This is a genomic window from Campylobacter concisus, assembly GCF_015230015.1.
GTDB lineage: Bacteria > Campylobacterota > Campylobacteria > Campylobacterales > Campylobacteraceae > Campylobacter_A > Campylobacter_A concisus_AF.
Genome location: NZ_JAAKZC010000007.1, coordinates 31,119 through 57,588, shown reverse-complemented (window position 1 = coordinate 57,588; position 26,470 = coordinate 31,119). Strand labels below are relative to the sequence as shown.

Annotated in this window: 24 protein-coding genes; 23 read left to right on the top strand and 1 reads right to left on the bottom strand. The window is 41.0% G+C overall.

Annotation, left to right across the window (positions count from 1 at the left end):
• Positions 1 to 52 precede the first annotated feature (52 nt).
• Positions 53 to 1,159: an FtsW/RodA/SpoVE family cell cycle protein gene (locus tag G6W42_RS05295; RefSeq protein ID WP_194173220.1), complete on the bottom strand. Its 1,107-nt coding sequence runs from the start codon at positions 1,157 to 1,159 to the stop codon at positions 53 to 55.
• 51 nt (positions 1,160 to 1,210) lie between these two features.
• On the opposite strand from G6W42_RS05295, the gene G6W42_RS05290 reads away from it, so the two are divergent.
• The 23 genes from G6W42_RS05290 (at position 1,211) to G6W42_RS05180 (ending at position 26,451) form a co-directional block, all read left to right on the top strand.
• The gene (locus G6W42_RS05290; RefSeq protein WP_194173219.1) at positions 1,211 to 2,182 is read left to right on the top strand and encodes an RluA family pseudouridine synthase; all 972 of its coding nucleotides are present in this window, start codon (positions 1,211 to 1,213) and stop codon (positions 2,180 to 2,182) included.
• Positions 2,115 to 2,789 carry a fibronectin type III domain-containing protein gene (locus G6W42_RS05285; protein ID WP_194173218.1) on the top strand — a complete coding sequence of 225 codons (675 nt, stop codon included), beginning with the start codon at positions 2,115 to 2,117 and terminating at the stop codon, positions 2,787 to 2,789. The genes G6W42_RS05290 and G6W42_RS05285 overlap by 68 nt, the downstream gene beginning before the upstream one ends.
• A gap of 118 nt (positions 2,790 to 2,907) precedes the next feature.
• The gene (locus G6W42_RS05280; protein ID WP_087581575.1) at positions 2,908 to 3,321 is read left to right on the top strand and encodes a hypothetical protein; all 414 of its coding nucleotides are present in this window, start codon (positions 2,908 to 2,910) and stop codon (positions 3,319 to 3,321) included.
• Positions 3,321 to 4,508 (top strand): tRNA (guanosine(46)-N7)-methyltransferase TrmB, encoded by a 1,188-nt coding sequence (gene trmB / locus G6W42_RS05275; RefSeq protein WP_194173217.1) that lies wholly within the window; start codon positions 3,321 to 3,323, stop codon positions 4,506 to 4,508. Before G6W42_RS05280 ends, trmB begins: the two co-directional genes overlap by 1 nt.
• Positions 4,492 to 5,163 carry a cell division ATP-binding protein FtsE gene (locus G6W42_RS05270; RefSeq protein WP_107796959.1) on the top strand — a complete coding sequence of 224 codons (672 nt, stop codon included), beginning with the start codon at positions 4,492 to 4,494 and terminating at the stop codon, positions 5,161 to 5,163. Before trmB ends, G6W42_RS05270 begins: the two co-directional genes overlap by 17 nt.
• The gene (locus G6W42_RS05265; protein ID WP_194173216.1) at positions 5,150 to 5,965 is read left to right on the top strand and encodes a cell division protein FtsX; all 816 of its coding nucleotides are present in this window, start codon (positions 5,150 to 5,152) and stop codon (positions 5,963 to 5,965) included. Before G6W42_RS05270 ends, G6W42_RS05265 begins: the two co-directional genes overlap by 14 nt.
• Complete coding sequence (locus G6W42_RS05260; protein WP_194173215.1) at positions 5,962 to 7,179, top strand: murein hydrolase activator EnvC family protein; 1,218 nt, start codon at positions 5,962 to 5,964, stop codon at positions 7,177 to 7,179. Before G6W42_RS05265 ends, G6W42_RS05260 begins: the two co-directional genes overlap by 4 nt.
• Before the next feature lie 73 nt (positions 7,180 to 7,252).
• On the top strand, positions 7,253 to 7,969 hold the full coding sequence (gene pyrH, locus G6W42_RS05255; protein ID WP_103630473.1) for a UMP kinase: 717 nt from the start codon (positions 7,253 to 7,255) through the stop codon (positions 7,967 to 7,969).
• A gap of 18 nt (positions 7,970 to 7,987) precedes the next feature.
• Entirely contained in the window at positions 7,988 to 8,203 is a 216-nt protein-coding gene (locus tag G6W42_RS05250; RefSeq protein WP_004317259.1) for a DNA-directed RNA polymerase subunit omega, read from the top strand.
• Positions 8,190 to 10,379 carry a RelA/SpoT family protein gene (locus G6W42_RS05245; RefSeq protein WP_194173214.1) on the top strand — a complete coding sequence of 730 codons (2,190 nt, stop codon included), beginning with the start codon at positions 8,190 to 8,192 and terminating at the stop codon, positions 10,377 to 10,379. The genes G6W42_RS05250 and G6W42_RS05245 overlap by 14 nt, the downstream gene beginning before the upstream one ends.
• Before the next feature lie 9 nt (positions 10,380 to 10,388).
• Complete coding sequence (gene tyrS / locus G6W42_RS05240; RefSeq protein ID WP_194173213.1) at positions 10,389 to 11,597, top strand: tyrosine--tRNA ligase; 1,209 nt, start codon at positions 10,389 to 10,391, stop codon at positions 11,595 to 11,597.
• Positions 11,598 to 12,689, top strand: coding sequence for a nitronate monooxygenase (locus G6W42_RS05235; RefSeq protein WP_021092139.1), 1,092 nt, complete (start codon positions 11,598 to 11,600; stop codon positions 12,687 to 12,689).
• The gene (locus G6W42_RS05230) at positions 12,686 to 14,122 is read left to right on the top strand and encodes an N-acetylmuramoyl-L-alanine amidase family protein (RefSeq protein ID WP_194173212.1); all 1,437 of its coding nucleotides are present in this window, start codon (positions 12,686 to 12,688) and stop codon (positions 14,120 to 14,122) included. The genes G6W42_RS05235 and G6W42_RS05230 overlap by 4 nt, the downstream gene beginning before the upstream one ends.
• The gene (mnmC, locus tag G6W42_RS05225; RefSeq protein WP_194173211.1) at positions 14,119 to 15,984 is read left to right on the top strand and encodes a bifunctional tRNA (5-methylaminomethyl-2-thiouridine)(34)-methyltransferase MnmD/FAD-dependent 5-carboxymethylaminomethyl-2-thiouridine(34) oxidoreductase MnmC; all 1,866 of its coding nucleotides are present in this window, start codon (positions 14,119 to 14,121) and stop codon (positions 15,982 to 15,984) included. Before G6W42_RS05230 ends, mnmC begins: the two co-directional genes overlap by 4 nt.
• 73 nt (positions 15,985 to 16,057) lie before the next feature.
• Complete coding sequence (locus G6W42_RS05220) at positions 16,058 to 16,702, top strand: cupin domain-containing protein (protein ID WP_103581887.1); 645 nt, start codon at positions 16,058 to 16,060, stop codon at positions 16,700 to 16,702.
• A 110-nt stretch (positions 16,703 to 16,812) separates the two neighbouring features.
• A complete protein-coding gene (locus tag G6W42_RS05215; RefSeq protein WP_107964828.1) occupies positions 16,813 to 17,973 on the top strand; it encodes a multidrug effflux MFS transporter in 1,161 nt (386 codons plus the stop codon).
• Positions 17,966 to 18,604 (top strand): uroporphyrinogen-III synthase, encoded by a 639-nt coding sequence (locus G6W42_RS05210; RefSeq protein WP_194173210.1) that lies wholly within the window; start codon positions 17,966 to 17,968, stop codon positions 18,602 to 18,604. The genes G6W42_RS05215 and G6W42_RS05210 overlap by 8 nt, the downstream gene beginning before the upstream one ends.
• Before the next feature lie 232 nt (positions 18,605 to 18,836).
• Positions 18,837 to 20,081: a phosphoribosylamine--glycine ligase gene (gene purD, locus G6W42_RS05205; protein WP_194173209.1), complete on the top strand. Its 1,245-nt coding sequence runs from the start codon at positions 18,837 to 18,839 to the stop codon at positions 20,079 to 20,081.
• Positions 20,078 to 20,527: an RDD family protein gene (locus tag G6W42_RS05200; RefSeq protein WP_194173253.1), complete on the top strand. Its 450-nt coding sequence runs from the start codon at positions 20,078 to 20,080 to the stop codon at positions 20,525 to 20,527. The genes purD and G6W42_RS05200 overlap by 4 nt, the downstream gene beginning before the upstream one ends.
• Positions 20,520 to 22,682, top strand: a complete 2,163-nt coding sequence (locus G6W42_RS05195; protein ID WP_194173208.1) for an LPS-assembly protein LptD — start codon at positions 20,520 to 20,522, stop codon at positions 22,680 to 22,682. The genes G6W42_RS05200 and G6W42_RS05195 overlap by 8 nt, the downstream gene beginning before the upstream one ends.
• A gap of 12 nt (positions 22,683 to 22,694) precedes the next feature.
• Entirely contained in the window at positions 22,695 to 23,393 is a 699-nt protein-coding gene (locus G6W42_RS05190; protein ID WP_194173207.1) for a sodium:proton antiporter, read from the top strand.
• On the top strand, positions 23,383 to 25,581 hold the full coding sequence (locus tag G6W42_RS05185) for a polyribonucleotide nucleotidyltransferase (protein WP_194173206.1): 2,199 nt from the start codon (positions 23,383 to 23,385) through the stop codon (positions 25,579 to 25,581). The genes G6W42_RS05190 and G6W42_RS05185 overlap by 11 nt, the downstream gene beginning before the upstream one ends.
• A gap of 18 nt (positions 25,582 to 25,599) precedes the next feature.
• Positions 25,600 to 26,451, top strand: a complete 852-nt coding sequence (locus G6W42_RS05180; RefSeq protein ID WP_087582804.1) for a universal stress protein — start codon at positions 25,600 to 25,602, stop codon at positions 26,449 to 26,451.
• The last annotated feature ends 19 nt before the right edge of the window (positions 26,452 to 26,470 follow it).

Below are 26,470 nucleotides of genomic sequence, written 5' to 3'. Positions count from 1 at the left end.
AAAACCAGATAAACGAGCTACTTAGAAAATATAAACAAGATGAGATAAATTTTTAAAATTTAATCTTTATAGAGCGGTAGGTCTGATCAAACCTAAATGTTAGCAGATTTTGCAGTATCCCAAAAAGTACCATGAAGGTGACAAAGCTGCTTCCGCCGTAGCTAAAAAATGGCAGCGGCACGCCCACAACTGGCGCAAAACCGATCGTCATCGAGACATTTACCCCCACGTAGACAAAGATGAGCGCGGCTATGCCAGTGGCGGTCACCTGCGTGAAATAATCATTCTTAAGTCCGTAGTTTAGGCTAAGAAGATGCGTTATAAGCGTGCCATAAAGCCCCAGCAAAAGTAGCGCTCCATAAAAGCCAAAACGCTCGATGTTGTAGGCGAAGATGAAGTCACTAGTGGCGATTGGCAAAAATTTAAAGTGCGTCTGCGTAGCCTCATCTTTTGGCTTGCCTTTTAGCCCGCCGCTACCTATGGCGATGATGCTTTGCTTTACGTGATAGCTTGGCTCTTCGGCGATGAAGTCGTGGATCCTCTTTTTTTGATAATCATGTAAATTTTCATACAAAACCGGCGCCAAAAAGCCTATGGCAAGGATGATACAGATCCAAATTTTCTTATTTACGCCGATTACAAAAAGGATGGTGTAGCCAACTATCAAAAGTATGAGCGCGGTGCCAAGATCTGGCTCTTTCATGATGAGCGCAAAAGGCAAAAGGATGTAAAAACTAAGCCTTAAAAAGTCTTTTAGCCCGTACCCATCGGCCTCTGGAGGACGCTGCTTGACGAGGTAGGCTAGCATCAGCAAAAAGGCTGGCTTCATGAGCTCTGAGGGCTGAAGCGTGAAGTGAACGAAAGGGATTTCCAGCCACCGCCTAGCTCCAAGCTTGCTAACGCCAAAAAGATCGACGCTTAGAAGTAGCACGATACAAACCCAGTAAAACATCGGAATGATCCAGTCGATACGCCTAATAGGCAGCAAAAATGCTATGAAAAATGAGACAAATCCTATGCCAAAATATACAAGCTGTTTGTTTGCTAAAACATCGTTTGCTTCGGAAACTAGGATGTATGAGATGGCTATGATTGGGATTATTAAAAACGGCTGAATAAAATCAAAATGTGTTAAAATACGCCGATCTAGTTTTATCAAGAAGCAAACCTTGTTTTTTGGCTAGATTATATCACAAACAAGGCTTTGATTTTGGTTAAATTTAATGTTTTAAATAGCTCAAGACTCGACGTTGCAGTGGCACAAGAGCTTCAAATTTCACGTAATCAAGCTTTAAATTTGATAAAAGACTCCCTTGTAAGCGTAAATTTAAAACCAGTCTCAAAACCAAGCTTTATCTTAAACGAAAACGATGAAATTTGCGTAAATTTTGCCCCAAAAAAAGAGATGCAAAATGAGTACGAAGTAAATTTTGATATCCCTATAATCTACGAAGACGACGATCTCATAGTGCTTAATAAACCCCCACAGATCGTCGTTCACCAAGCCCCAAGCGTCAAAGAGGCGACGCTGGTTGAGTGGCTAAACAAAAAGGGCTTTATGCTCTCAAATTTAAACGGCGACGTAAGAGCTGGCATCGTCCACCGCCTAGATAAGGGCACGAGCGGCGCTATCGTCGTTGCTAAAAACAACTTCGCCCACGCCAAACTTAGCGAGCAGCTAAGCGACAAGAGCATGGGACGAATTTATCTAGCACTCACCGACTTGCCCCTAAAAGAGGACGTCATTATCGACAAGCCAATCGGCAGAAACCCAAACAACCGCCTAAAAAAAGCGATCGTCGCGGATGCTAAATTTGCAAAGAGTGCCTTCGTAAATTTACTAAGCGAAGACGGAGTAAATTTGATAGCGGCAAAGCTTTTTACAGGCAGGACTCATCAGATCAGAGTGCATCTTGCTAGTATAAATCGCCACATTTTAGGCGATGATTTATACGGATTTAAGAGCCAAGGCGATAAAATAAGCAGGGTTATGCTTCACGCTTATATGCTCTATTTTATCCATCCACGAACTGGTAAAAGGGTAGAATTTACCGCAAAAACGTATGATGACTTTAACCAAATAATTTACAAAAAAATTCCCAAGGAGATTTTTGATGAAAAAATTTGCCCTACGCATGTTGACACCATTTTTAGTAGCTTTCTTAGCGGGATGCGGCTCTAGCGTACCGACTCAGCAAAGCACATCGCTTCCAACTATTACAAGCTTAAAAACTATTTCAGACATGACAGAAGTTGGCTTTGAGTGGAACCCAGTGAGCGACGAGAGCGTCGTTGGCTACTACCTTTACCGTTCAAATCCAAACGATGCAAACTCAAAAATGCAACTAGTTGCAAACATAAAAGACCGCTTTGCTACGCACTACGTGGATCGTGATCTAGCTCCAGAGACAACTTACTCATATCAGATGAGAACCTACTCAAGTAACGCCATCTCTCAACCTGGCGCGATCGCAACTGCGACAACTAAGCCACTACTTGACTCTGTGCCATTTGCGCAAGCTATCACGGGGCTTCCAGGCCGTGTGAAAGTGATCTGGAGACCACATCCTGATAGCACAGTAGCAAGCTACATCATCCAAAGAAGCGATGCAGGAGCTAATAAATTTAGCCAAGTAGCAGAGGTAAATGGCAGACTAAACGCCGAGTATATCGATACTGAGGTAAAACCTGGCAGGTCTTATGAGTATAGGATCTTAGTTAAAACTTCTTCTGGCGTCATCTCAAAACCAAGCCAAAATATAAGCGCCACAACAAAGGAGTTACCCTAAATCAGTAACAAATGTCCAGGCGACCAAAAATGCGCCAAAAAAGATCATCTTAACGTGGGATTACGCGCCAGCTGAGGATTTCGCTTATTTTAAGGTTTATAGAACGACAAGTAAAATTTTGCCTTACACATACCTAGCAAAAACGACTAGCAACACCTACGAAGACCTCATAAACACAAACGCAGCGACAAGGTACTATAGAGTGACAGCGGTCGATAAAGACGGTCTTGAGAGCTTAAAACAAGAAGAGCCGATCGTTGGTAGCACACTTGGCGCACCAAAAACTCCAAGCATAAGCGCTAGCTACGATGGCAGTGGTGTAAATGTAAGCTGGAACGCAGTTGATAGAGCTAGCTCATATACAGTTTATAGAAGTGGTGCTAGCGAGAAAGTCTTTAGTGGTATAAGTGATACTGGGCTTAGAGATGACAGCGTCCAAAAAGGAGCTAGCTACTCTTATAGCGTCGTAGCAGTTGATGAGTACGGCATCGCCTCTGATAAGTCATCAAAAGCAGAAGTTAGCATAAAATAATGCCAAATTTCATCGCTTCGTCCCTAAAAGAGCTCTCGTTTCCATTTGGTAATGACAAAATTAAATTTCTTTGGCAGGCAAATGGCCGAAACGAGAGGCTCATCTACACAAAAAATGAAGAAGAGAGCTTTTTTCTAGTCGTAAAAGGCGGCAAAAACGGCGTCGTCGTAAAAGGAGAAAAGCTTACAAAGCCAGCTAAAGTTGGCCTTTTGCAAGAGGCACTGGAGCTTTTTAAAGAGCAAAGTTGTAACGGCATCATCAGCCAAGCATTTGCCGTCAAAAAGACAAATTTAACCAAAAAAGTGAGTGAAATTTTAAGCCTTGAAGAGTTTGCGCCAGCATTTTGCGAGCTAAAAGATAAATTTAAAGAGATTTTCATAGAGATAGGCTTTGGCTCTGGCAGGCACTTGCTCTATCAGGCTAAAAACAATCCAAATACCCTAGTTATCGGCATAGAGGTCTATAAACCAAGCATCGAGCAAGTAGCAAAGCTAGCTAGGGCAAGCGCCCTAGAAAACGTGCGTCTCATAAATACCGACGCAAGGCTCTTACTCTCGCTTATCGGATCAAATTTAGTTGATAGAGTATTTTTGCACTTTCCGGTGCCTTGGGATAAAGCTGAGCATAGACGCGTGGTCTCATCGGCGTTTGCACTTGAGTGCGAGAGGATACTAAAAGTGGGTGGTAAATTTGAGTTAAGGAGTGATAGCAAGGAGTATTGCGACTTTAGTTTGAGTAAATTTTTAGAGCCCACAAACTCAAAAATCGAAGCTTTTAAAAATAGAAATTTAGAGGTAACTAGCAAATATGAAGACCGCTGGAGACGCCAAGATAAGGATATCTACGACGTTATTTATACTTGTGAGGTTGAAAGTAATGAAAGCGTTTTGGCTGGGGATTTTAGCTTTAAAGAAAAGACAAGCGTAAAAAATATCATTAAAAATTTTAAAAATTTCATCATAAAAAAAGAGGATCACTTTTTACATTTTGAGGAAATTTACACCATAAATGAGGGTGAAATTTTGCTAAAAGTCGCCTTTGGAGCGTTTAATAAACCAGAGCAGTGTTTCATCAAAATAAGCGATGAGAAAAGCGAATATTTTATAAAAAAACCGATCTTAATTCGTGAAAATTTAGCAGCACACGAGCTTTTGAAGGAGTATTTGGCTGATGCAAGAGATAATTAGTGCAAGAAATTTAAGCCTAGCTTATGAGCGCAACGAGGTTGTGATCAATAGCGTAAATTTAGACATCTACGCAAATGACTTTGTCTTTATCACAGGCAAGAGCGGAAGCGGAAAAAGCACGCTTTTAAAGTCATTTTACGGAGAAATTTCGCCTCTAGCTGGCGAGCTAAATGTCTGCATGACGCAAATGGACGACATCGATGACAAAAGACTTTGCGAGCTTAGACAGCGAGTTGGCATTATATTTCAAAACTACCGTTTGATAAATGAGTGGAATGTCGAAAAAAACGTCATGCTGCCCCTCATCATCAAAGGCATCAATCAAAACGTGAGTAAAAAGCAAGTGGCTAAACTTTTAAAACATGTAAATATGCTTCACAAGGCTGATAAATACCCTCGCGAGCTAAGTGGCGGCGAGCAACAAAGAGTAGCCATGGCAAGAGCTCTTGCACACAATCCAAATTTGCTCTTATGTGATGAGCCAACGGGAAATTTAGACGAATACTCAAGCGACGTCATCTGGTCGCTTCTAAAATCAGCCAGAGAATTTCTAGGCACAAGCGTCGTCGTGGTCACACACCACATCCCATCGACGCTTCGCATCCCATACCGCCACTTCGTCATAGAAAATGGAGGCGTGCATGAGATCGCTTAAAAACCACCTTGGATTTATATTGCCGTTAATCGCGCTTTTATTTTCAGTGCAGTTTAGCCTCACAGCGGACAAAATCGTAAGAGAGTATGAGCGCCTTATGGGAAATGACTACAACATCGTGGTGGTTTCAAACAAAGAGCTAAGCGAGCCTGTGCTAAAGCCAGTGGTTAGCACGCTAGCTAGCGTCGAGCCACTAAGTCCGCAAAAGATCATCGACCGCCTATCAAACGACATCTCAGCTAAAAATTTATCCATCCTGCAAAATGCCTTGCCTAAATTTTACTCGATAAGACTAAGTGAATTTCCATCGCCAGAGTATATGGAGGAGATAAAGCAAAAGCTTTTGAAATTTGATGGTATAAGCAAGGTTGAGACATTTTCAAAGACCCATGATAAGGTCTTTAAGATGCTAAATTTAGCTAAAAGCATATCTTATGCATTTATGGCGATACTTTGTGTTGTTGGGCTTATGCTTATGCTTAAGCAGACTAAAATTTGGCTATTTGAGCACAGAGAACGCATTGAAATAATGACGCTTTTTGGTGCGCCGTTTTGGCTAAAGTCAGCCATGCTATATAAATCAGCCATGGTTGATAGCATAGTTGCGACCATTGTTGTTGGTGCGTTTTTCTTTTTCTTACCAAATTTTGAAATATTTAGAGAAAATGCCGCAAGTATCGATGTAGTCTTGCCTAGTCTTGATCTTTCAAGAGATATATTTATCCTTTTTGGCGTGGCTGTGGTTTTAAGCATTTTTGCTGTTAGTTTAGTGATGAGTAAGGCTAGAAAAAGCACAATATGAAAAAAGGAATTTTTACACTTTTGCTAGCATTTAGCCTAGCTTTTGCATCAAATACTAAAGAGAAGATAAAAGACTCCAAAAACTCGCTAAGATCGAGCCAGGTGATGAGTGAGCAGCTTAGTAAAAAGCTTGATGACTTGGCTGGTGATATCGTAACTGGCGAGAAAAAACTTCGTGGCATAAGTGGCGATATCACAAATTTAAAGGGTCAAATTTCAGTTCTTGAGACAAATGCTTCAAAAGCGCTTCTTGAGCTTGATGATCTAACAAAGCAAAACAAAGAGCTAGAGCGCACGCAAAAAGAGCTAGAGCAAAATATGATAAGGATCATCGCAGAAGATTTATCATTTGATCTTATGATGTCAGCAAGCGATGGCAAGCAAAGCGAAGAGAGCATCATCTCATCGCAAATTTTAACCAAGCTAAACGCCATAGCAAAAGAGGACTTTAAAAGGCTTAGCCAGAACTACGAAGATACGATAGAAAAGATAAAAAATAAATCAAGCAAGATAAATGAGATAAACTCAAGCATAAAAAACTATAGACGTAAGCAAAGTGACCTACAAAGCCTAGAGAGCACGCAGAAAAATACAATAAGCGGACTAAAGCGTGATAAAGAAATTTACAGCAAAAAGCTAGCCAAGCTTCAAGCCCAACAAGACGAGCTAAGAAAGACACTAGAACAGCTTGCTATCATGCAAAAGCAAGAGGATGAAGCCGCCAGAGCAGCTAGAGAAAAGCAAGAAAGAGCATCTAGCAAAGGTGACAAAAAAGGGTCAAAGAGCCAGCCAATGGGTGGGGGCTATCAGACAAGCTCAGTTAAGAGATACTCAGGCGCAAGGACGATCGCTCCACTTGATAGCTACTCTGTAAAGCAAAAATTTGGCAATTACGTAGATCCGATATATAACATCAAAATTTTTAACGAGTCAGTCGTGCTTCGCTCAAGTACCCCAGATGCGAAGGTAAAAAGCGTGCTAAATGGCAAGGTGGTCTTTGCAAAAGCAACTCCGATGCTTGAAAATGTTGTCATCATCGAAAACGAAAACGGCATTCACACGATCTACGCCCACCTAAGCCAGATCGCGCCAACTGTAAAGGTCGGCTCGCTCGTGCAAAAAGGCTACGTCATAGGCCGAGTTAGAAACGATCTAACCTTTGAAGTAACGCAAAGAAACTACCATATCGACCCGCTTGAAATGATCTCAAAATAGTCACTTTGTAAGCGTTATTAGCTAAATTTAAAGCCTTTTTGGCTAAAATGCGTGAATTTCAAGGAGCATGACAATGAGTAAGAGAAAACGCGTATTGGTCAAATTTTCAGGCGAGGCCTTGGCTGGAGAAAATGGTTTTGGTATAGACACAGCTGTGCTTAAATTTATAGCAAGCGAGATAAAAGAACTCATCGACAATGATATCGAAGTTGGCATCGTAATAGGCGGTGGTAACATAGTGCGTGGTGTGAGCGCTGCAAAAGACGGTATCATCAAGAGAACAAGTGGCGATCACATGGGCATGCTAGCAACTGTTATCAACTCGATCGCGATGCGCGAAGCTTTGGAGAGAAGCGGCCTTGAGGTAAGAGTACAAAGCGCGATCAAGATGGAGGCGATCTGCGAGACCTTCATCGTGGGACGTGCGCAGCGCCATCTAGAAAAGGGCAGAGTTGTTATCTTTGCTGCAGGCACGGGCAATCCATTCTTCACAACAGATACAGCAGCCACGCTAAGAGCTATTGAGATTGGCTCAGATATGATCATAAAAGCGACAAAAGTTGATGGCGTTTATGACAAAGATCCTAAAAAATTCAAAGATGCAAAACTTCTAAAATCACTAAACTACGAAAAGGCGATGAGTGATGACATCAAGGTTATGGACGATACTGCCATAGCTTTGGCAAAGGACAACGCACTGCCGATCTTAGTTTGTAATATGTTTAAGGCTGGAAATTTATTAAAAATAATAAATGAAGAAGAAGCAGCCCTATACTCAGTTGTAAAATAAATTTCAAAAAGGATAAAAATGAGAACAGAACAAATCACAGCAAGAGCGCTAAAACAAGTAGGAGATGACAGATATAAGCTTTCACTTATCGTTGCAAAGCGTGCAGAAGCGCTAGCAAATGGTGCAATAGCTTTAGTTGATGCTGATACTTCAAAGATGAAATTTGCTGACATCGCACTACTTGAAGTGGCTGAGGGCAAAATAGGCTTAGAGGCAATAGTTGAAGGAAAATAGTCTTTTTTTAGAGCAGTTAATCGAGCAAATTTTAGCTTGCAGAAACGTTTCAGAAGCGATAAAACTGCTCTTTTCTCTTTGTGAAAAAAGTGAAATTTTAGACAAAGCCGTAGATAGCTGCGTCACATCTCACGCTGGACAATACCGCAAAAGCGGCGAACCATACGCCATCCATCCCATCTTAGTAGCCTCTATCGTAGCAAACATGGGCGGCGATGAGAGCATGGTCATAGCTGCACTTCTTCATGACGTGGTCGAAGATACCAATGTAACGTTAGGTGAGCTTCAAGCTGAATTTGGCGATGAGGTTGCAAAGCTGGTTGAAGGGCTTACAAAGATAGTTGCCATTAGAGAAAATAAGCTCGCAAGCTCAGATAGCAACGAAAAATTAGCAAGCTCGGCGCTAACTTTTAGAAAGATGCTTTTAATCTCCATAGAAGACGTGAGAGTCCTTGTTGTAAAGCTTTGCGATAGACTTCACAACATGCTAACGCTTGAAGCGCTAAGGCCTGAAAAGCAAAAACGTATAGCTGAAGAGACGCTTATGGTTTATGCTCCGATCGCTCATAGACTGGGAATTTCATCGATCAAAAACATGCTTGAAGATCTAAGCTTTAAGTATGCGATGCCAGAAGAATACGCCAAGATCGATAGTTACTTAAATAAAAACAAGCAGCAGCTTAGCCTAAAACTAAATGCTTTTCACGAAAAGGTAAGTCAAATTTTGCTTGAAAATGGCTTTATCGAGGGCAGTTTCGAGATACAAAAACGCATAAAGCACTACTACTCGATCTATCTAAAGATGCAAAGAAAGGGTATTTCTATCGAAGAGGTGCTTGACTTGCTTGCCATTAGGATCATCGTGCAAAAGCCGCTTGATTGCTACCTGGCACTTGGAAATTTACATATAAATTTCAACCCTTTAATTTCTAGATTTAAAGACTATATCGCACTTCCAAAGCAAAATGGCTATCAAACGATACACACAACCATTTTTGATAACAAAAGCATTTTTGAGGCGCAAGTTCGCACTTATGATATGCATAAAACCGCTGAATACGGTGTCGCCGCTCACTGGAAATATAAAAACGGCGAGGGCAGCCTCTTAAATCCAAAGCTTGACTGGCTAAATGACATCAGTATGCAAAATAGCGAGAACGAGGGCAACGTCGAAGAGCTATATGAATACGCAAAGGATAGCTTATATATCGAAGATATCGCAGTTTATTCTCCAAAGGGTGAGGTCTTTACTTTACCACGTGGTGCTACGGCGCTTGATTATGCTTATGAGATTCACTCAGAGATCGGACTTTATGCAAAAGAAGCTTACATAAACCGCGTTAGGATGCCACTTCTAACAGAGCTAAAAAATGGCGACATCGTTAGGATAGTAACTGGCGAAGAGGCTAAATTTCGCTGTTCGTGGATAAATAGCGTGCGAACAGGCAAGGCAAAGGCGACAATAAGATCATTTTGTAAGCAAAAGATCAAAGATATAAACTACAAAATGGCGATAGATATCTTAAAATCAGTATTTAACGTCTCAAAAGATAGAATTTTAGAGTGGATAGAGAGCGAAAATTTAGGCAAAAAGGTCTTTCGCGCGGCAACTGATAGCGAGTATCTGCAAGAAGTGGCAAATATGCTTAAAAAATACATCAGAAAAGAGCGTCCATTTATGATCTCTTTGGGCGACAAATACCAGATCAAAAAGCAAAAATTTGAAAACATAGTGATCTACTCAAATCACAAAATTTCAAGCGTTGAGTTTGATTATTGTTGCAATCCAAAAAGGGGCGATAGCATAGTTGGCTTTAAAAATGGTCACACCGTGACAGTGCATCACAAGCTTTGTGAGCGCGCTGGCAAGCTCATGGATAAAGGCGATGAGATCATCTTTGTCAAATGGACTAGAAATGCCCCACATAGGTATAAAATTTTATTAAATTTAGAAAACAGAAAAGGTGCGTTGGCTGAATTTTTAACATATCTTGCTAGACTTGATATAAATTTAGCTACAATCTCGCTAAACGAAGCAAATGATCTTAGCGGAGATACGTTTGAAATAAGCGTCGAAATAGCAGAAAATATCGATGCAAACGAGATCAAAGAGAAGATCAAAGATAGATATAAGATTATTGATTTTGTTTCGCAAAGCGACCCATATCATAATTAGGAGAGAAAAATGGTTCAAGAGTTAGATGATATTTTACAAGAGATAAACCGCGGCGTTGCCGAAATGATCGATTCTGAAAGGGTTGAAAGCTTAATTAAAAATTATTATGAAAAAGGCGAAAATTTCTATGTAAAAGCAGGCTTTGATCCAACTGCTCCAGACCTTCACCTAGGTCACACAGTCGTTTTAAACAAGATGGCTTTGCTTCAAAAACATGGCGCGATCGTGCAGTTTTTAATAGGCGATTTTACCGCTCAAATAGGTGATCCAACCGGCAAGTCAGCCACTAGAAAAAAGCTAGATCAAGAGACTGTTTTAAAAAACGCTAAAACTTATGAAGAGCAAGTTTATAAAATTTTAGATCCAGAAAAAACGGTGATAATGTTTAACTCAAAATGGTCAAATGAACTAGGAGCCGCTGGGATGATCGAGCTAACTAGCACATTTTCAGTAGCTAGAATGCTAGAGCGAGATGACTTTGAAAAAAGGATAAAAGCTGGTAATCCTATATCAATCTCTGAGTTTATGTATCCGCTTCTTCAAGGATATGATAGCGTTGCTATGAAGTGTGACATCGAAATGGGCGGTACGGATCAGAAATTTAACCTTCTAATGGGCAGAACCTTGCAGCGAACATATAATATCGGCAAAGAGCAAGCTGTCATCATGATGCCACTTCTTGAGGGGCTTGATGGCGTAAATAAGATGAGCAAGAGCCTTGGCAACTACATAGGCGTAACTGAAAATGCAAATGATATGTTTGCAAAAACGCTTAGCATAAGTGATGAGCTTATGTGGCGCTGGTATGAGCTACTAAGCACAAAAAATCTTGGCGAGATAGAAGAGTTGATGAATGACGTAAATAGTGGTAAATATCATCCAAAAAAGGCAAAAGAGGATCTTGCTTGTGAGATAACAGCGAGGTATCACGGCGAGGAGGCGGCAAAGGCTGCTATGGCTGAGTTTAACAGCGTACACTCTCAAAATCAGCTTCCAACAGATATGAAAGAATTTAGCTTAAAAGCGCCGATTTGGATAGTTGAAGCCTTGTCGCAGTGTGGGCTAAGTGAGTCAAACTCTCAAGCAAGACGAGATATAAAGGCAAACGCAGTTAGTGTCAATCAAGAAAAAATTAGTGATGAGCAGTTAAAATTAGGAGCAGGCGAGTATATCTTGCAGGTTGGAAAGCGTAAATTTGCAAAGATAAAGGTTGAATAAATGGAGTTAAAGCCATTAAAAATAGGTAAATACGAGATAAAATACCCGATATTTCAAGGCGGTATGGGGCTTGGCATCAGCTGGGATAAACTAGCTGGCAATGTGAGCTTAGAAGGCGGTCTTGGCATAATTAGCTCAGTTGGCACAGGCTACTATGAAAACCGCAAATTTATAGATAAAGAGCTAAATGCAAAGCCTTTTGGAAGTGAAAATTTCTACTCTACAAGAGGCCTTCGAGCTGTCATAGAAAACGCACGTAAAATTTGTGGCGACTTGCCACTTGGCGTAAATATAATGTATGCTGCAAACGACTACGCAAGAGTGGTTAAGGATGCTTGCGAGGCTGGTATAAATATCATCGTCTCAGGTGCAGGTTTGCCTACAAATTTACCCGAATTTACACAAAATTTTAAAGAGATAGCGCTAGTTCCTATCGTCTCGAGCGCAAAAGCACTAAAGATCATCTGTAAGCGCTGGCTACAAAGATATGAGCGCTTGCCAGATGCTGTCGTACTTGAAGGACCGCTAAGCGGCGGACATCAAGGCTTTACATATGAGCAGTGCCTTGATCCTGAGTTTTCACTATTTAACCTCATCCCACAAGTAAAAGCCGAGATCAAAGAGTGGGGCGACTTTCCGCTCATCGCAGCTGGTGGAATTTGGGATAAAAACGACATCGAAAAGGCGATATCGCTAGGCGCAGACGGCGTTCAGATGGGCACACGCTTCATCGGTACTCACGAGTGTGACGCAGACATCGGCTTTAAAGAGGTTTTGCTAGCGGCTGAAGAGAAAGACATCGAGCTTATAAAGAGCCCAGTTGGCTATCCAGCTCGCGGGATAAGAACAAATTTGATAAATTTAGTCGATAAAAGAATGGGTCCAAAGATCCAGTGCATAAGCAACTGCGTGAGCCCTTGCCAAAGAGGCAAAGAGGCAAAGCAAGTTGGGTATTGCATCGCAGATAGGCTATTTGACGCATATAGCGGCAAAAAAGAGAGCGGGCTATTTTTCACAGGGGCAAATGGCTATAAACTAAAAGAGCTAATAAGCGTAAAAGAGCTAATGCATAAGCTGGTACATGGTGAATGAAACGGGTTTTAATATCTCTTTTTCTAGCATTTAGTTTTCTTTTTGCGACGACAAATTCGCAGACTTTTGCCAAATTTGATAGAAATTTTATGGCTCTAAACAGAAGCGCGAAGATCAAACTTCACAATGATATAAAAAATATCTATGTCGATGCGATCATTAAAAACGATAAAAACACGAAAAAACAAGCGCTATCAAGGCTAATAACCAGCTCAAAGGCGCTTGGCTTTGACTCAAGCGCATACATAAGAGACCTAAATTCACTAAATGGCGTAAAAGGTGCTAGCATGCCAGCAGATGCGGCCCTAACGTTACTAAGTGCGACAAAGGTAAATGACACCTTGGTGCTTAAATTTAACACAAAGCTAGATACCGCAAAGCTAAAAACATCATTTGCCAAACAGCAAAACGCCTACAAAAACATCATGGACATCGATGGCAGGCTAAATGGTAACCCACTAACTTATAAAAATTTCATCTCAGACTACATCCACATCTCTCAGTATGATAAAAATACCGTCAGGATCATCTTTTCTGACAAGGTGCAAAAGACGATAAAAGCAAATGCAACTGGTGATTTGCTAATAATTAGCGCTCAAAATTTCATCTCAAATGAAAATGTTAGAGCGCCACTTAATAAAAACAAAAAAGAAGAGGACAAGCCAAAAGAGCCAGAGCGAAATTTAAAGTCTGAGCCAGCACAAAGTGAGCCAGTAGAAGCGCCTTTGCCACCAGTTGTGGCTGGTAAATTTTCACGCAACAAAACCATCGTCATCGACCCAGGGCATGGTGGCACAGATCCTGGTGCGATAAATGGCAGTTTAAAAGAAAAAACAGCCGTTTTAGGCGTGGCTAAAAAGCTTGGCGAGATACTAAAATCTCGTGGTTACAAGGTCTATTTTACTAGATCAACTGACGTTTTTATAAATTTAAGATCAAGAACGAAATTTGCAAACGACAAGATGGCTGACCTTTTCGTCTCTATCCACGCAAATGCTGCTCCAAACGCCGCTAAAGCAAAGAGTATGCACGGCATTGAGACATTTTTCTTATCGCCTGCAAGGAGCGAACGCAGCAAAAACGCAGCCGCACTTGAAAATAAATCAGACATTGAAGAGATGAACTACTTCTCACAGCAGACGTTTTTAAACGTGCTAAATCGCGAGAAGATCATCGCTTCAAATAAGCTTGGTATCGACATACAAAAAGACATTTTAGCAAGTGCTAGAAAGGTCTATGCAGCAAGCGACGGAGGTGTTAGAGAAGCGCCATTTTGGGTGCTTGTGGGTGCTCTTATGCCAGCGGTTCTTGTCGAGATCGGTTACATCACGCATCCAGTAGAAGGCGAAAAACTATTTAACGATGCTTACCAAAACGCCCTTGCAAACGGCATCGCAAACGGCATAGATGGATATTTTGCAAAAAATAGATGAAAAATGCAAATTTAAGCTTTAAAGGACAAATTCCATTTAATGAAGAGTTTGGTGATATCTACTTTAACACCGACAAACCCTGGCTTGAGAGCGAATTTGTCTTTGCGAGCGCACTTGATGAAATTTGGCAGAACAAAGATAGCTTTATAGTCGCTGAGACTGGCTTTGGTGCTGGGCTAAATTTCTTCACGCTTTGTAAGAAATTTAAAAATAGCTCCAAAAAGCTTCACTTTGTTAGCATCGAAAAAAGTCCTATTAAAAAAGAAGATCTTTTAAAAATTTATGAAAATTTAGGTATTTTTAAAGCTTATGCCAAAAAGCTAGTTTCGCTCTATCCACCGCTAATCTCAGGCATACACCGTATAAATTTCGCCCCAAATATCATCCTTGATCTTTGCTACGGCGAGGCAGATCAAATTTTGCCTGAGCTTGAATTTAGCGCTGATATCTGGTTTTTAGACGGCTTTGCCCCAAGCAAAAATGGCTCGATCTGGAGCGAGGACGTCTTTAAGCAGATCGCAAGACTAAGCAGGGTCGGCACCATAGTTAGAACCTACTCGTGCGCAAAAATGGTAAAAGACGGGTTAAAAAATGCTGCCTTTTTGCTGAGCCTAAAAGAGGGCTATGCCAGAAAACGCCAGATGAGTAGCGCCGTGCTAGAGAAAAAGGATGAAAATTTAAAGGACGCTTGGTTTGCGAGGTGCGAGCCAGTTGCCAGCGTAAAAGGCAAAACAGCGCTTGTCATAGGAGCAGGAGTGGCTGGTCTTGCAACAGCCAGCGAGCTAGCCAAAAATGGCTTTAAGGTTGTGATCGCCGAGGCAAAGTGCGAGGTCGCGTCAAATGGCTCGGGCAACCACTGCGGCGCCTTGATGCCGCTAGTTACGAAGCCTGGGGTAAATTTAGGCCGCATGCATATAAATGCGTTTTTGCAAGCAGTGAGATTTTACAAGGCAAATTTGCCAAAGAGCCTCATCAAATTTAATGGCTGCATCGACTACTCGTTTGATGATGAGTTGATTAAGAGATATGGCTCGTGGCAGGGGCAAGGTGCGGATGAAATTTTTAAATTTGATGAGAGCTTAAAGCCATATCCTGGGATATTTATAAAAGAGGCGGCATACGCTAGACCAAGAGAAATTTGCAAATTTCTATCAGGCGGTTTTGAAATTTTATTTAACCACGAGTATGAGAGCAGAGAGCACCTGAAAAATGGCAAGATAAGCGTTAAATTTAAAAACGCCAAGAGCTTAGAGACTGATATCTTGATCTTTTGCACAGGCAGCAAGAGCAGTGAAATTTTTAAAGGCTACGACATGCAAATAAGTAGCGTCAGAGGCCAAGTCACGCACCTAAAGCCAGCTTTAAAAAATACAATGCCGCTAAGTGCAAAAGGCTATATCTGCCCAGCCGTCAAAGGGGTGCAAGTCATCGGCGCAACCTACGCTAGAAATAAAATTTGCGACACGCCTAAAGCTGAGGATAACGCTAAAAATTTAAGCGACGTGAGCGAGTTTTTTGACATCAAAAAAGCCACCATCATCGGCTCACGCGTGGGTTATAGAAGTTATAGCGGAGATAGGTTTCCTATTATTGGCGCCTTGCACGATGAGGCGTTTTACAAGCAAAACTACAAAGGGCTATTTTGGAGCAAAAATAAAGACAATAACCCAAAAGCAAGCTACGAAAAAAATCTCTTTGTAAATTTTGCTCACGGCTCACGTGGTCTTGGCACGGCGATACTTGGAGCAAATTTGATAATGGATCTTGTGCTTGCTCGCCCACTTTGCATAGAAAGATCGCTATTTTTTGAGCTTCATCCTGCTAGATTTTTGATAAGAAAGCTAAAAAAAGGACTAAAATAGTCAAATTCCTTAACATATGTTAAGAACTGTTATCAAAACTTGCATTATAATCCTTCGCAAAAAAGGATACAACTTGAACAAAATTTATAATCTTGACAAAGACACAAAGATAGTTGAAAAAAGCGTCGTTAGCAAAAGGCTCTTTCAAAATAAAAACGCAAGCGTTGATATATACGCATTTGACGAGGGTGAAGAGCTTGATCACGAGATGCTTTTTATAGATAGCCTTGCCTTTGTTATTGATGGCGAAGCGCAGCTTGAGTATGGCGAAAAGCAGATGAAGCTTGGGCGCGACGAAGCCTGCCTTATCGAGGCAAAAACTTGGCGAAAGCTCAAATTTACAAAGAAAACAAAATATTTACTAATAGATTTTAAGGAGAATGTTATGATAGATCATTTAGACAAGGCGAGTGTTTTTAGCCTCGCAGATGCCGTTAGCTACGAGAGTGGCAAGATAGTTAGCAAGACACTTGTCAAAAACGAAAATGGCTCGATGTCGCTACTTAGTTTTGACAAAGACCAAGAGCTATCAACCCACGCTGCCCCTGGCGATGCGCTACTTATCGCGCTTGATGGCGAGCTTGATTTAAAGATAGCTGATGAGAGCTTTCATCTAGTAAAGGGCGATAGTATCGTGCTTCCAGGTAAGATCCCACATGGCCTAAAAGTGAAAGACAAATTCAAAATGCTTCTAATCGTCACAAAAGACAAAATGTAAAATAAGCCCTATTTTAGGGCTTTTCTCTTTTATAAATCACATTAAATTTACCCTTAATAACCCAAAAAGCAAAGTCATAATATAATCCCTTTAAAATTTAAAGAAGAGCTATGAAAAAAGAAAATTCCAAACTATTTTTACTGCTATTTTTGGGCGCGCTTTCAGCATTTGGTCCATTTGTCACAGACCTTTACCTGCCAGCACTTCCAGCCATAACTGAGTGGTTTGGCACAAGCGTTTCAGCAACCCAGCTAACTCTTACGACCTCGATGGCAGGACTTGCGATAGGCCAGCTAATAGTTGGCCCAATCAGCGATAAATTTGGGCGAAAAACACCACTTACCATCTCGCTCATCATCTACACGATTAGCACGATTTTTATATTTTTTGCGCAAAATATCCAGTTTTTTATCTTTATGCGCATCATCCAAGGGCTTGCAAGTGCGGGCAGTCTGGTTATCTCAAGAGCCGTCGTGAGCGACCTTTATAAGGGTCACGAGATGACTAAATTTTTTAGTCTTATGATGGTTGTAAATGGTCTTGCTCCGATATTTTCGCCCATAGGCGGCAGCTTGCTACTTAAATTTACCGACTGGCGCGGCATCTTTATGGCGCTAACGATTATCGGTATTTTGCTATTTATCGCAAATTTTTACTTCAAAGAGAGCCTAAGCCCTGCTAACCGCCTAAAAGTGCCTTTGCTTCAGACCTACAGCGTCTTTGGCAAAATTTTAAGAAAAAAGAAATTTATGCTATTTATTGCGATCCAGACATTTACGATGGCTGCGATGTTTGCCTATATCGCGGCATCTTCTTTTATCTTGCAAGAGTTTTACCTGCTAAGCCCGGTAAGTTACAGTTTTTGCTTTGCGGCAAATGGCCTAGCCATCGTCATAGGTGCTAGGCTTGCAAGCTTGCTAAATGAGCGAAAAGCACTAAAAACTGGGCTTTTTGGCACCTTGTTCGCTAGCATTTTTATAGCGTTTATGCTTTGCTTTAAATTTGAAGTGATCGGCGTTATCATCGCATTTTTCTTGCTTTTGCTCTTTACTGGCTTTATCTTGCCAACAGCCTCATCACTCGCGATGAATGAGGGCAGGGAGTACGCTGGCTCGGCCTCGGCGGTGCTTGGTTTTTGCCCATTTTTCTTAGGCGGCATCATCTCGCCACTAGTTGGGCTTGGTGACATTTTTTACTCGACTTCAATAGCTATTTTAGCTTGCAGCGTGCTTGCCTTTATCTCATTTTTAGGGCTAAAAAGAGTTGCGTAAAATTTATCTTGTTTCAAACACAAAGACGGCTGATGAGAGCGTTGTAAATTTAAGTGTTAGTAGGATTGAGTTTTTGAAATTTGAGATAAATTTAAGCGAATTTGACGCGCTTGTGGCAACCTCCAAAAATGCCTTTAAGGCTTTAAAATTTAATAGTATTTCGTCTATAAATTTACCAGTCTTTGCTATCGCAAATAGTTGCGCAGCGGTGGCAAGAGAGTTTGGTTTTAGTGAAATTTACACTGGGCAAAATGCTCATGGAGATGACTTTGCAAGAGAAATTTTGCCACTTTTAAAGGGTAAAAAGGTGCTTTATCTAAAGGGCAAAGATAGCGCTTCAAATTTCTTAGAAATTTTACAAAAGGGTGGCGTAAATATAAAGGCGGTCATCGCTTATGAAAATGTCTTAAATCCTTGCAAAATGGAGCTAAAACCACCAAAAAATAGTATTTTGATCTTCGCATCTCCGATAAATGTGAGAAATTTTCTTGCTAATTTTGGCTGGGACGAGAGCTATCAGACGATAAGCATCGGAAAGGTCACTGCAAAAGAGCTAAATTTTACAAAGCCACTTGTTAGTCAAAGTCAAGATATAAACGCTTGTATCGCACTTGCCAAAACGTTACTTTAAGCAAAGAATTTATATAATTTTATTGCCTGAGTGAAGCGAGTCAGCATTTTACGGGGTCCAACACTTTTTTGTTAGCGAAAAGGTATGGGTGCCTTGTGATGTGGCTTCGTTTGAGCCTTAAACAGCGAGAAGTTGCAACCTTTTGGTATCCATCTATTTGCAAGATTGGCTTTGTTTATGGGCCACTCTTCTATGCGACGCCCACTTGGGTTTTTAAATTTACGGAGATAATATGAACATTCTCATAATAGGAAGTGGCGGCCGCGAATACGCCATTGCTCTAAAACTAAAAAGCGAAAAAAATATAAATTTATACTTTGCGCCCGGAAATGGTGCGACCTCACGCCTTGGTGAGAATTTAAACATAAAAGACTTTCATGAACTAGCTGAATTTGCTAAAAAAAATAGTATCGAGCTAACTATCGTGGGACCTGAAGCGCCACTTAGCGAGGGTGTGGTGGATATCTTTAAAGAAGAGGGCTTGCTCATCTTTGGACCAAGCAAAGCAGCTGCTAGACTTGAAGCTAGCAAGGCCTATATGAAGGACTTTTTGGCTAGAAATAACATAAAAACTGCAAAATATTTAAACACAGACGACAAAGAAAAAGCATTTAAATTTATTGATACCCTAAGCGTGCCAATGGTTGTAAAAGCTGACGGGCTTTGCGCTGGAAAAGGCGTGATCATCGCAAATTCTAAAAAAGAAGCAAAAGAGGCAGTTATCGACATGCTAAGTGGGGCTAGCTTTGGCGATGCTGGTAAATTTGTGGTGGTTGAAGAGTTCTTGGACGGCTTTGAGCTAAGCTTTTTTGCTATTTGTGATGGCGAAAATTTTGTAAGCTTGCCAGTGGCGCAAGACCACAAACGCCTACTTGATAACGACGAGGGTCCAAATACTGGTGGCATGGGCGCTTACGCTCCAAGTCCGCTTGCTTCAAAAGAGCTGATAAAAAGGGTCGAAGAAGAGGTTGTAAAACCTACGTTAAAAGGGATGAAAAATGAGGGCAGTCCGTTTTGTGGAGTGCTTTTTGTGGGGCTGATGATCGTGAAAAATGAGCCTTATGTGCTTGAGTTTAATGTGAGATTTGGCGATCCTGAGTGTGAGGTCTTGATGCCATTAATAGATGGAAATTTGAGTGAAATTTTACTAAATGCTGCAAAGGGTGAGCTAAAGCCTATCAGTTTAAAAGATGAATTTGCTGTTGGCGTCGTGATGTCTAGCAAAAATTATCCTTATAAAAGCAGCCCAAAGGCTAAAATTTCAGTATTAAATGATGTAAAAGATGCCCATATAGCTTACGCAGGCGTGAGCAAAGAGTGTGATGAAATTTACGCAGATGGCGGCAGAGTGCTAGTCTGCGTGGCGACTGCAAAGAGCATAAAAGAGGCACGTGATAAGGTCTATGAGCTTTGCGAAAATGTCAAATTTGACGGAGCACACTATAGAAAAGATATCGCGTGGCAGGCTCTAAAATGAGTATGCAGATAGAAGAGAAGCTTCAAAACGAAGAAATTTCACTTGCCCCTTTTGCTAAAAGGATCATGGCGTTTTCTATCGATGAGATCATAGTTTCGTTTCTTTTTATGATCATCTATTGGGAGCCTCTTTCTACTAGCACTAACTATGATGACGCTAGAAATTTAGTATTAAATTTCTTTTGGCAGATTACTCTACTAAAAGTCATCTATCACACATTTTTTGTTTGGTATTATGGTGCAAGCCCTGGGCAGATGATAACAAAGACGATGTGTATAAATGTAGAAATTTTAGATAAACCAAATTTAACTCAAAGTCTTGTTAGGGCGATCTTTAGGATAGTTGGTGAAGCTTGTTTTTATCTTGGCTTTGCTTGGGCACTCTCAAACCCCGCAAGGCAGACGTGGCAAGACAAAATAGCAAAAACAGTGGTGATAAATGCGTAAAATTTTATTTTTAATTCCGGTTTGTGTTTTTAGTTTAAGTGCAGCAGTGCAAGATGTGCAGCTATTAGCTGATGATGTGAAGCAAGATAAGGGCATCGTAACGGCAAACAAAAACGTCGTTGTATATTCGCAAGAGTATCTTGTGACGGCTGATTGTGCTGTCTATGATCAAAACAACTCAGTCATTGAGCTCTTTGGCAATGTCAATATGATGAAGGGTAAAGACGAGGTCTCTCGCTCAAACTACGCCAAGCTAAATTTGAAAAATAACAACGCTGCCTTTGAGTCGCTCTTTATGATGAACAAAGATATGGAAGTGTGGATGAGAAGCGACGAGAGCAGCTCTGATAGCGAGTATTACAGAGTAAGAAAGGCTATGGTTTCAAGCTGTAATGTCCAAGATCCTGACTGGAGCATCACTTCAAGCTCAGCCATGCTAAACAAACAGAGTAAATTTTTGCACCTTTTTAACCCAGTCTTTCGCATAGCAAATGTACCAGTCTTTTACTTGCCATACTTTGGCTTCTCAACTGATACTACAAGAAGGACAGGACTTTTGCCACCAGAGCTTGGATACGGCAAGTCAGAGGGATTTTACTATAAGCAACCAGTCTATTTTGCACCTTATAATGAGTGGGATCTAGAGTTTGACCCACAGATAAGAACAAACAGAGGTGATGGAATTTACGGTGCTTTTAGATTTACTGAGTCGCCTGATTCTAGAGGTGAGATCAGTTTTGGTTCATTTACTGATAAAAACAGCTACCGAGCCAAGCAAAAAGGTGAGACTTCAAACAGAGCTGAGCTAAAAAACAAAACTCACAAAGGTGTTGGTCTAAAATACGAAAGAGATAAACTCATAAAATATCTTAGCGAGGCTGATTTGCAAGAGGGTATGTGGATAGATGCAACCAAGCTAAATGACATAGACTATCTAAATTTAAAGGGCAGAGACGATGACTATGACTCGCTTGTAACCTCTAAATTTAACTACTTCATAGCAAACGACGATCACTACTTTGGCGCCTATGCGAAATACTACATAGATACCGAAAAGATCGGCTCAAAGAACGAAAACAAAGATACGCTTCAAGAGCTTCCATCGCTTCAGTATCATAAATTTACAGATGACATAGTCTTGCCAAATATCTTGTACTCGCTCGATCTTCAGTCACATAGATATGATAGAAAGATCGGCGTAAAGGCGACGCAGTATGAATTTACACTGCCAGCTTCGGTGCATGTGCCGCTATTTGATGATAGCCTAACGTTTTCATTTTACGAGTATCTCTACGCCTCAAGGATAAACTACGACAACAAGATCATCGCACTTGATGACACAAGAGAAGATAAGCACACAAATTTTATAAACAACTATCATAAATTTACCCTTCACACAGACCTTGCAAAGGCCTATGAGAGCTTTTATCACACTCTAAATTTTGGCGCAGAGTACTTGCTGCCAGGATATAGAAAGGGAAATTTAGACGATGAGTTTATCTACGACAAATACCTAAACGAGTATGAAAATTTCCTAGCTCAAGAGCAGAGCAAAGAGGAAGTTTCTGGCTATTTGACGCAATATTTCTTTAACAGCAGTGGCAGAAAGGTCGTCAAACACAGCATCTCGCAAGGATATTACACAAAAGAGGATGAGTATTCAAATTTAAAAAATGCGATCTATCTATATCCTTTTGAAAATTTAAGCCTTTACAACAAGCTCGAGTATTCGCACAGGTATAAGGAATTTAAAAAGCTTCAAAGCGGTTTTTCATATACGCATGATAGATTTTGGATAAATATGCTCCATACGATGAAAAAGAGCGATAGCCTTGCTAAAAACAGCTCAACAAAAGATAGCTACTTTACAAGCAGTGCAGGCGTGAAGCTCCCTCATCAATATAGCCTAATTGGCGGCTGGCAATACGACGTTGAGAGAAGCTACACAAAGAGCTGGAGAGTTGGCGTGCTTCATCAAAGAAAGTGCTGGAACTACGGGCTGATCTATCAACACGATGTCGAGCCAACAACAACGACAAATGGTTCAGCTTCAACCAAGAAAAGTGGCATCTACTTTACTATAAATTTCTATCCGATGGGCGGCTTGCACTATGACTTTTCACAAAACAGCACCACTTCATCAAGTAGCAAATAAGATGGCTAGATAATGGAAAGCGTTAAATTTAAAGATCAACTAGATGCAGCCAACAAGCTCATCGAGATCTTGCCAAAAAAAGAGCTAAATGACGCTAAGACGATAGTTGTTTGCATGTCGCTTGAGTCAGTTATCTTGACTGACGTAGTTTGCAGGGGGTTAAATTTAAGTTATGAGATGCTCTTTAGTGAGCCAATCCCTGCGCCAAACAACAGCGAATGTGACGTAGCGATAGTTAGCGAAACTGAGGATATCGTGCTAAACGACCCTCTCATAAAAGCTTTTAATATAAGCTATGACTACATCTACGGTGAGGCACATAGAAAATATGAAGAGAAAATTTTAAAAAATGTCTATAAATATAGAAAAGGAAATTTGATAGGAGAGCTAAAGGGTAAGAATATTTTACTAATCGATGAGGGGTGTGAGACTGGCATGACGGCACTCATCTGCATAAAGACGCTGCTTGATGTGAAGGTAAAATCTATCTCATACGCAACGCCGATGATAGCTACCGATGTCTTTGCAAATTTAAATGATATGGTCGATGAAATTTATACGATAAACAAGATCGTTGATTTTATCGATGTGGATTCGTATTACGAGAAAAAGATCGAGGCTACGAGCGAGCGCATCATGTCGATATTAGAAGAGAGCCCTCACTATTTACCATTACAAAAACAACAAGGAGATAAAAATAATGCAATATAGTATAGAAGTCAATAATCAGGTCGAAATTTTTGACCTTAATAAAGTAGCTAAACAAGCTAGTGGGGCAGTGCTTTTAAGAGTGAAAAACACCGTAGTTTTAGCAACTGTGGCAAGAGAAGATGTGCAAGTTGAAGAGGACTTTTTGCCTCTAACGGTGCAATACATCGAAAAAGCTTACGCTGCTGGTAAAATACCAGGCGGTTACGTCAAGCGCGAGACCAAGCCAGGCGACTTTGAGACGCTAACAGCTCGCATCATTGATAGATCACTTCGCCCACTTTTCCCAAAAGGCTACGCATACCCAACGCAGATCGTTGTTATGGTGCTTTCAGCTGATCCTGAGGTTGATTTGCAAGTTGTGAGCCTAAATGCGGCTTCAGTTGCACTGTATCTTAGTGACATCCCTGTAAATCGCCCAGTTTGTGGCGTAAGAGTTGGCTATATAGATGATAAATTTGTCATAAACCCAAGCAACTCTGAGCTAAAACAAAGTGCGATCGATCTATATGTAGCTGGCACAAAAGATGAGCTTTTGATGATCGAGATGAGAAGCTTGCCTCAGCAAACTACACAGCTCATACCGATGGTAGCGATAGAGCCGATGATAGATCCAAGCCTAAGTGATAGCATGGCGCAAAAGCAAGTGATGAATGAATTTAGCGAAGATAAGATGGTTGAGGCGATCGACTTTGCTGGCAAGGCCATACTAAGAGCTAGTAGCGCTTATGAAGAGGCGTTTAAAGAGCATAAAAAAGAGGATGCAGCACTTGAGCTAAAACCTGAGATAGAAAATGAAAATATCGCTATTTACATAGATAAATTTTATAAAGCAGAGGTTAAAAGCGCGATCAATCAAATGGCAAAGAGTGAGCGTGCAAGCGAGCTTGGTAAGATCGCTAAACAAATTTCAAGCGATGAGGTAGCTCAAAAAGAGGGCTGGGACGAGGCTGTCATCACAAATGTCCTTGGAAAATACAAAAAGAAAATAGTAAGAGAGCAGATCATAAACGAGGGCATTAGAGCCGATGGACGTGGGCTTGAAGAGGTTAGACCTATTAGCATCGAGACAAACGTGCTACCAAACGCTCATGGCTCTTGTTTATTTACCAGAGGCCAAACTCAAGCGCTAGTTGTCGCTACTCTTGGCACTGATGGCGACGCTCAGATGTATGATATCCTCACTGAAAAGACAGCTTTGGTTGAGAAATTTATGTTTAACTACAACTTCCCAGGCTTTAGCGTAGGCGAAGCAAGTCCGCTAAAAGCTCCAGGCAGACGTGAGCTTGGACATGGAAATTTAGCCAAACGTGCCCTTGCACCAAGCATCGATCTAGCTTCTCCATATACGATAAGGGTCGTTTCAGAAATTTTAGAGAGCAACGGTTCAAGCTCGATGGCTAGTGTTTGCGGTGGTTCGCTCGCACTTAGAGCTGCTGGGGTCAATACCCAAAAACTAGTTGCAGGTGTTGCGATGGGTCTTATATTTGAAGGCGACAAACACGCAGTTTTAACTGATATCATGGGACTTGAAGACCACGACGGCGATATGGACTTTAAAGTTGCTGGCACAAGTGATGGCATCACAGCGCTTCAGATGGATATCAAGCTTGGAGGCATCAGCTTAGAAGTGCTAAAAGAGGCACTTTATCAAGCAAAACGCGGCAGAGAGCATATCCTTACTCTAATGACACAGGCTGATAAAAATATAGAGATAAACGAAGATGTGCTTCCAAAGCTTGAGCTATTTAGCGTTGATCCAAGCAAGATCGTAGATATCATCGGTCAAGCTGGCAAGACCATAAAAGAGATCATCGAGAAATTTGAAGTTTCAATCGACCTTGATAGAGAAAAAGGCGAGGTTAAAATCGCAGGTGGCGCTAAGAAAAACGTCGATGCGGCAAAAGACTACATCATTTCGATCACTTCAAAAGAGAACTCTCGCTCATTTGGCAAAAAGCCATTTAAACACGACAAAGACCGCGTAAAACCGACATTTAATATCGGAGATGAGTTTGTTGGAAGCGTAAAAAGCGTGGTTGATTTTGGAGTATTTATCGAGCTAAAAGATGGAGTTGATGGTCTGCTTCATATCTCGAAGATAAAGAGCCCATTAAACGTAGGCGATCAGGTAAAAGTGTGTGTGAGCGAGCAAAAAGGAAACAAAATTTCGCTCTCTTTGGTTGAATAAATTTTTAAAGGATAGATGATGAAATACAAAAAGTTGCTTTTTCCAATAGGAGCAGGGGACGATATCGAGCCAAGAATTTACGGTGCCTTAAAGGTTGCACAATGGTTTAAAGCTCACATGGAGATACTAACTTGCCAACTAGATCCAAGCGTGGTTTATAATATGAAAATGACGCTTCGTGGTGGAGTGCTTTTTGAGGAATTCTTAAAATCAGCCAAGTCAGAGCTTGCGGTTGAGCACGAAGAGAACGAAAAGCTTTTTAATAAAATTTGCGCAGAGCTAGGCATAAAGGTGAGCGACGAGGTTATCGAAGATGTCTGCACTGCAAATTTCACGATCCATAATGGAAAAAGAAGCGCCATAGTTGAGCAAGAGAGTAAATTTTGCGATCTAGTCGTAGCTGCAGTGCCACTTGATGGTAAGATCACTGGTACATTTGAGTCAGCTGTTTTAAAAAGCGGCAAAAATGCGATCGTTATCCCTAGAAAGATGCGTGATTTTAAAGCTGATAACATCCTTGTAAGCTGGACTGGCACTACTCAAAGCTCAAGAGCCCTAACTGGTGCGATCGATCTTTTAAAGAGCGCCAAAAAGGTTCAGTGCATCACTTCAAAAGCAAGCCTTGGCGATAATGCAGAGCTAAATCTTAAAAAACTTGAAGAGTACTTTAAGGTTCATAATATCAGTGCTAGTTTTGAAGTTATAGCAACTACAACGATACCTGGCGAAGCACTTTTAAAAGCTGCAAATGATAGAAATGCGGACCTCATCGTAGCTAGTAGATACGGCGAAAACGGACTTATGGAGATGGTCCTTGGTGGAACATCAAGATTTTTCTTAGAACATACAAATATCCCAGTTTATCTATAATGGATTGCGGCTTAGTCCG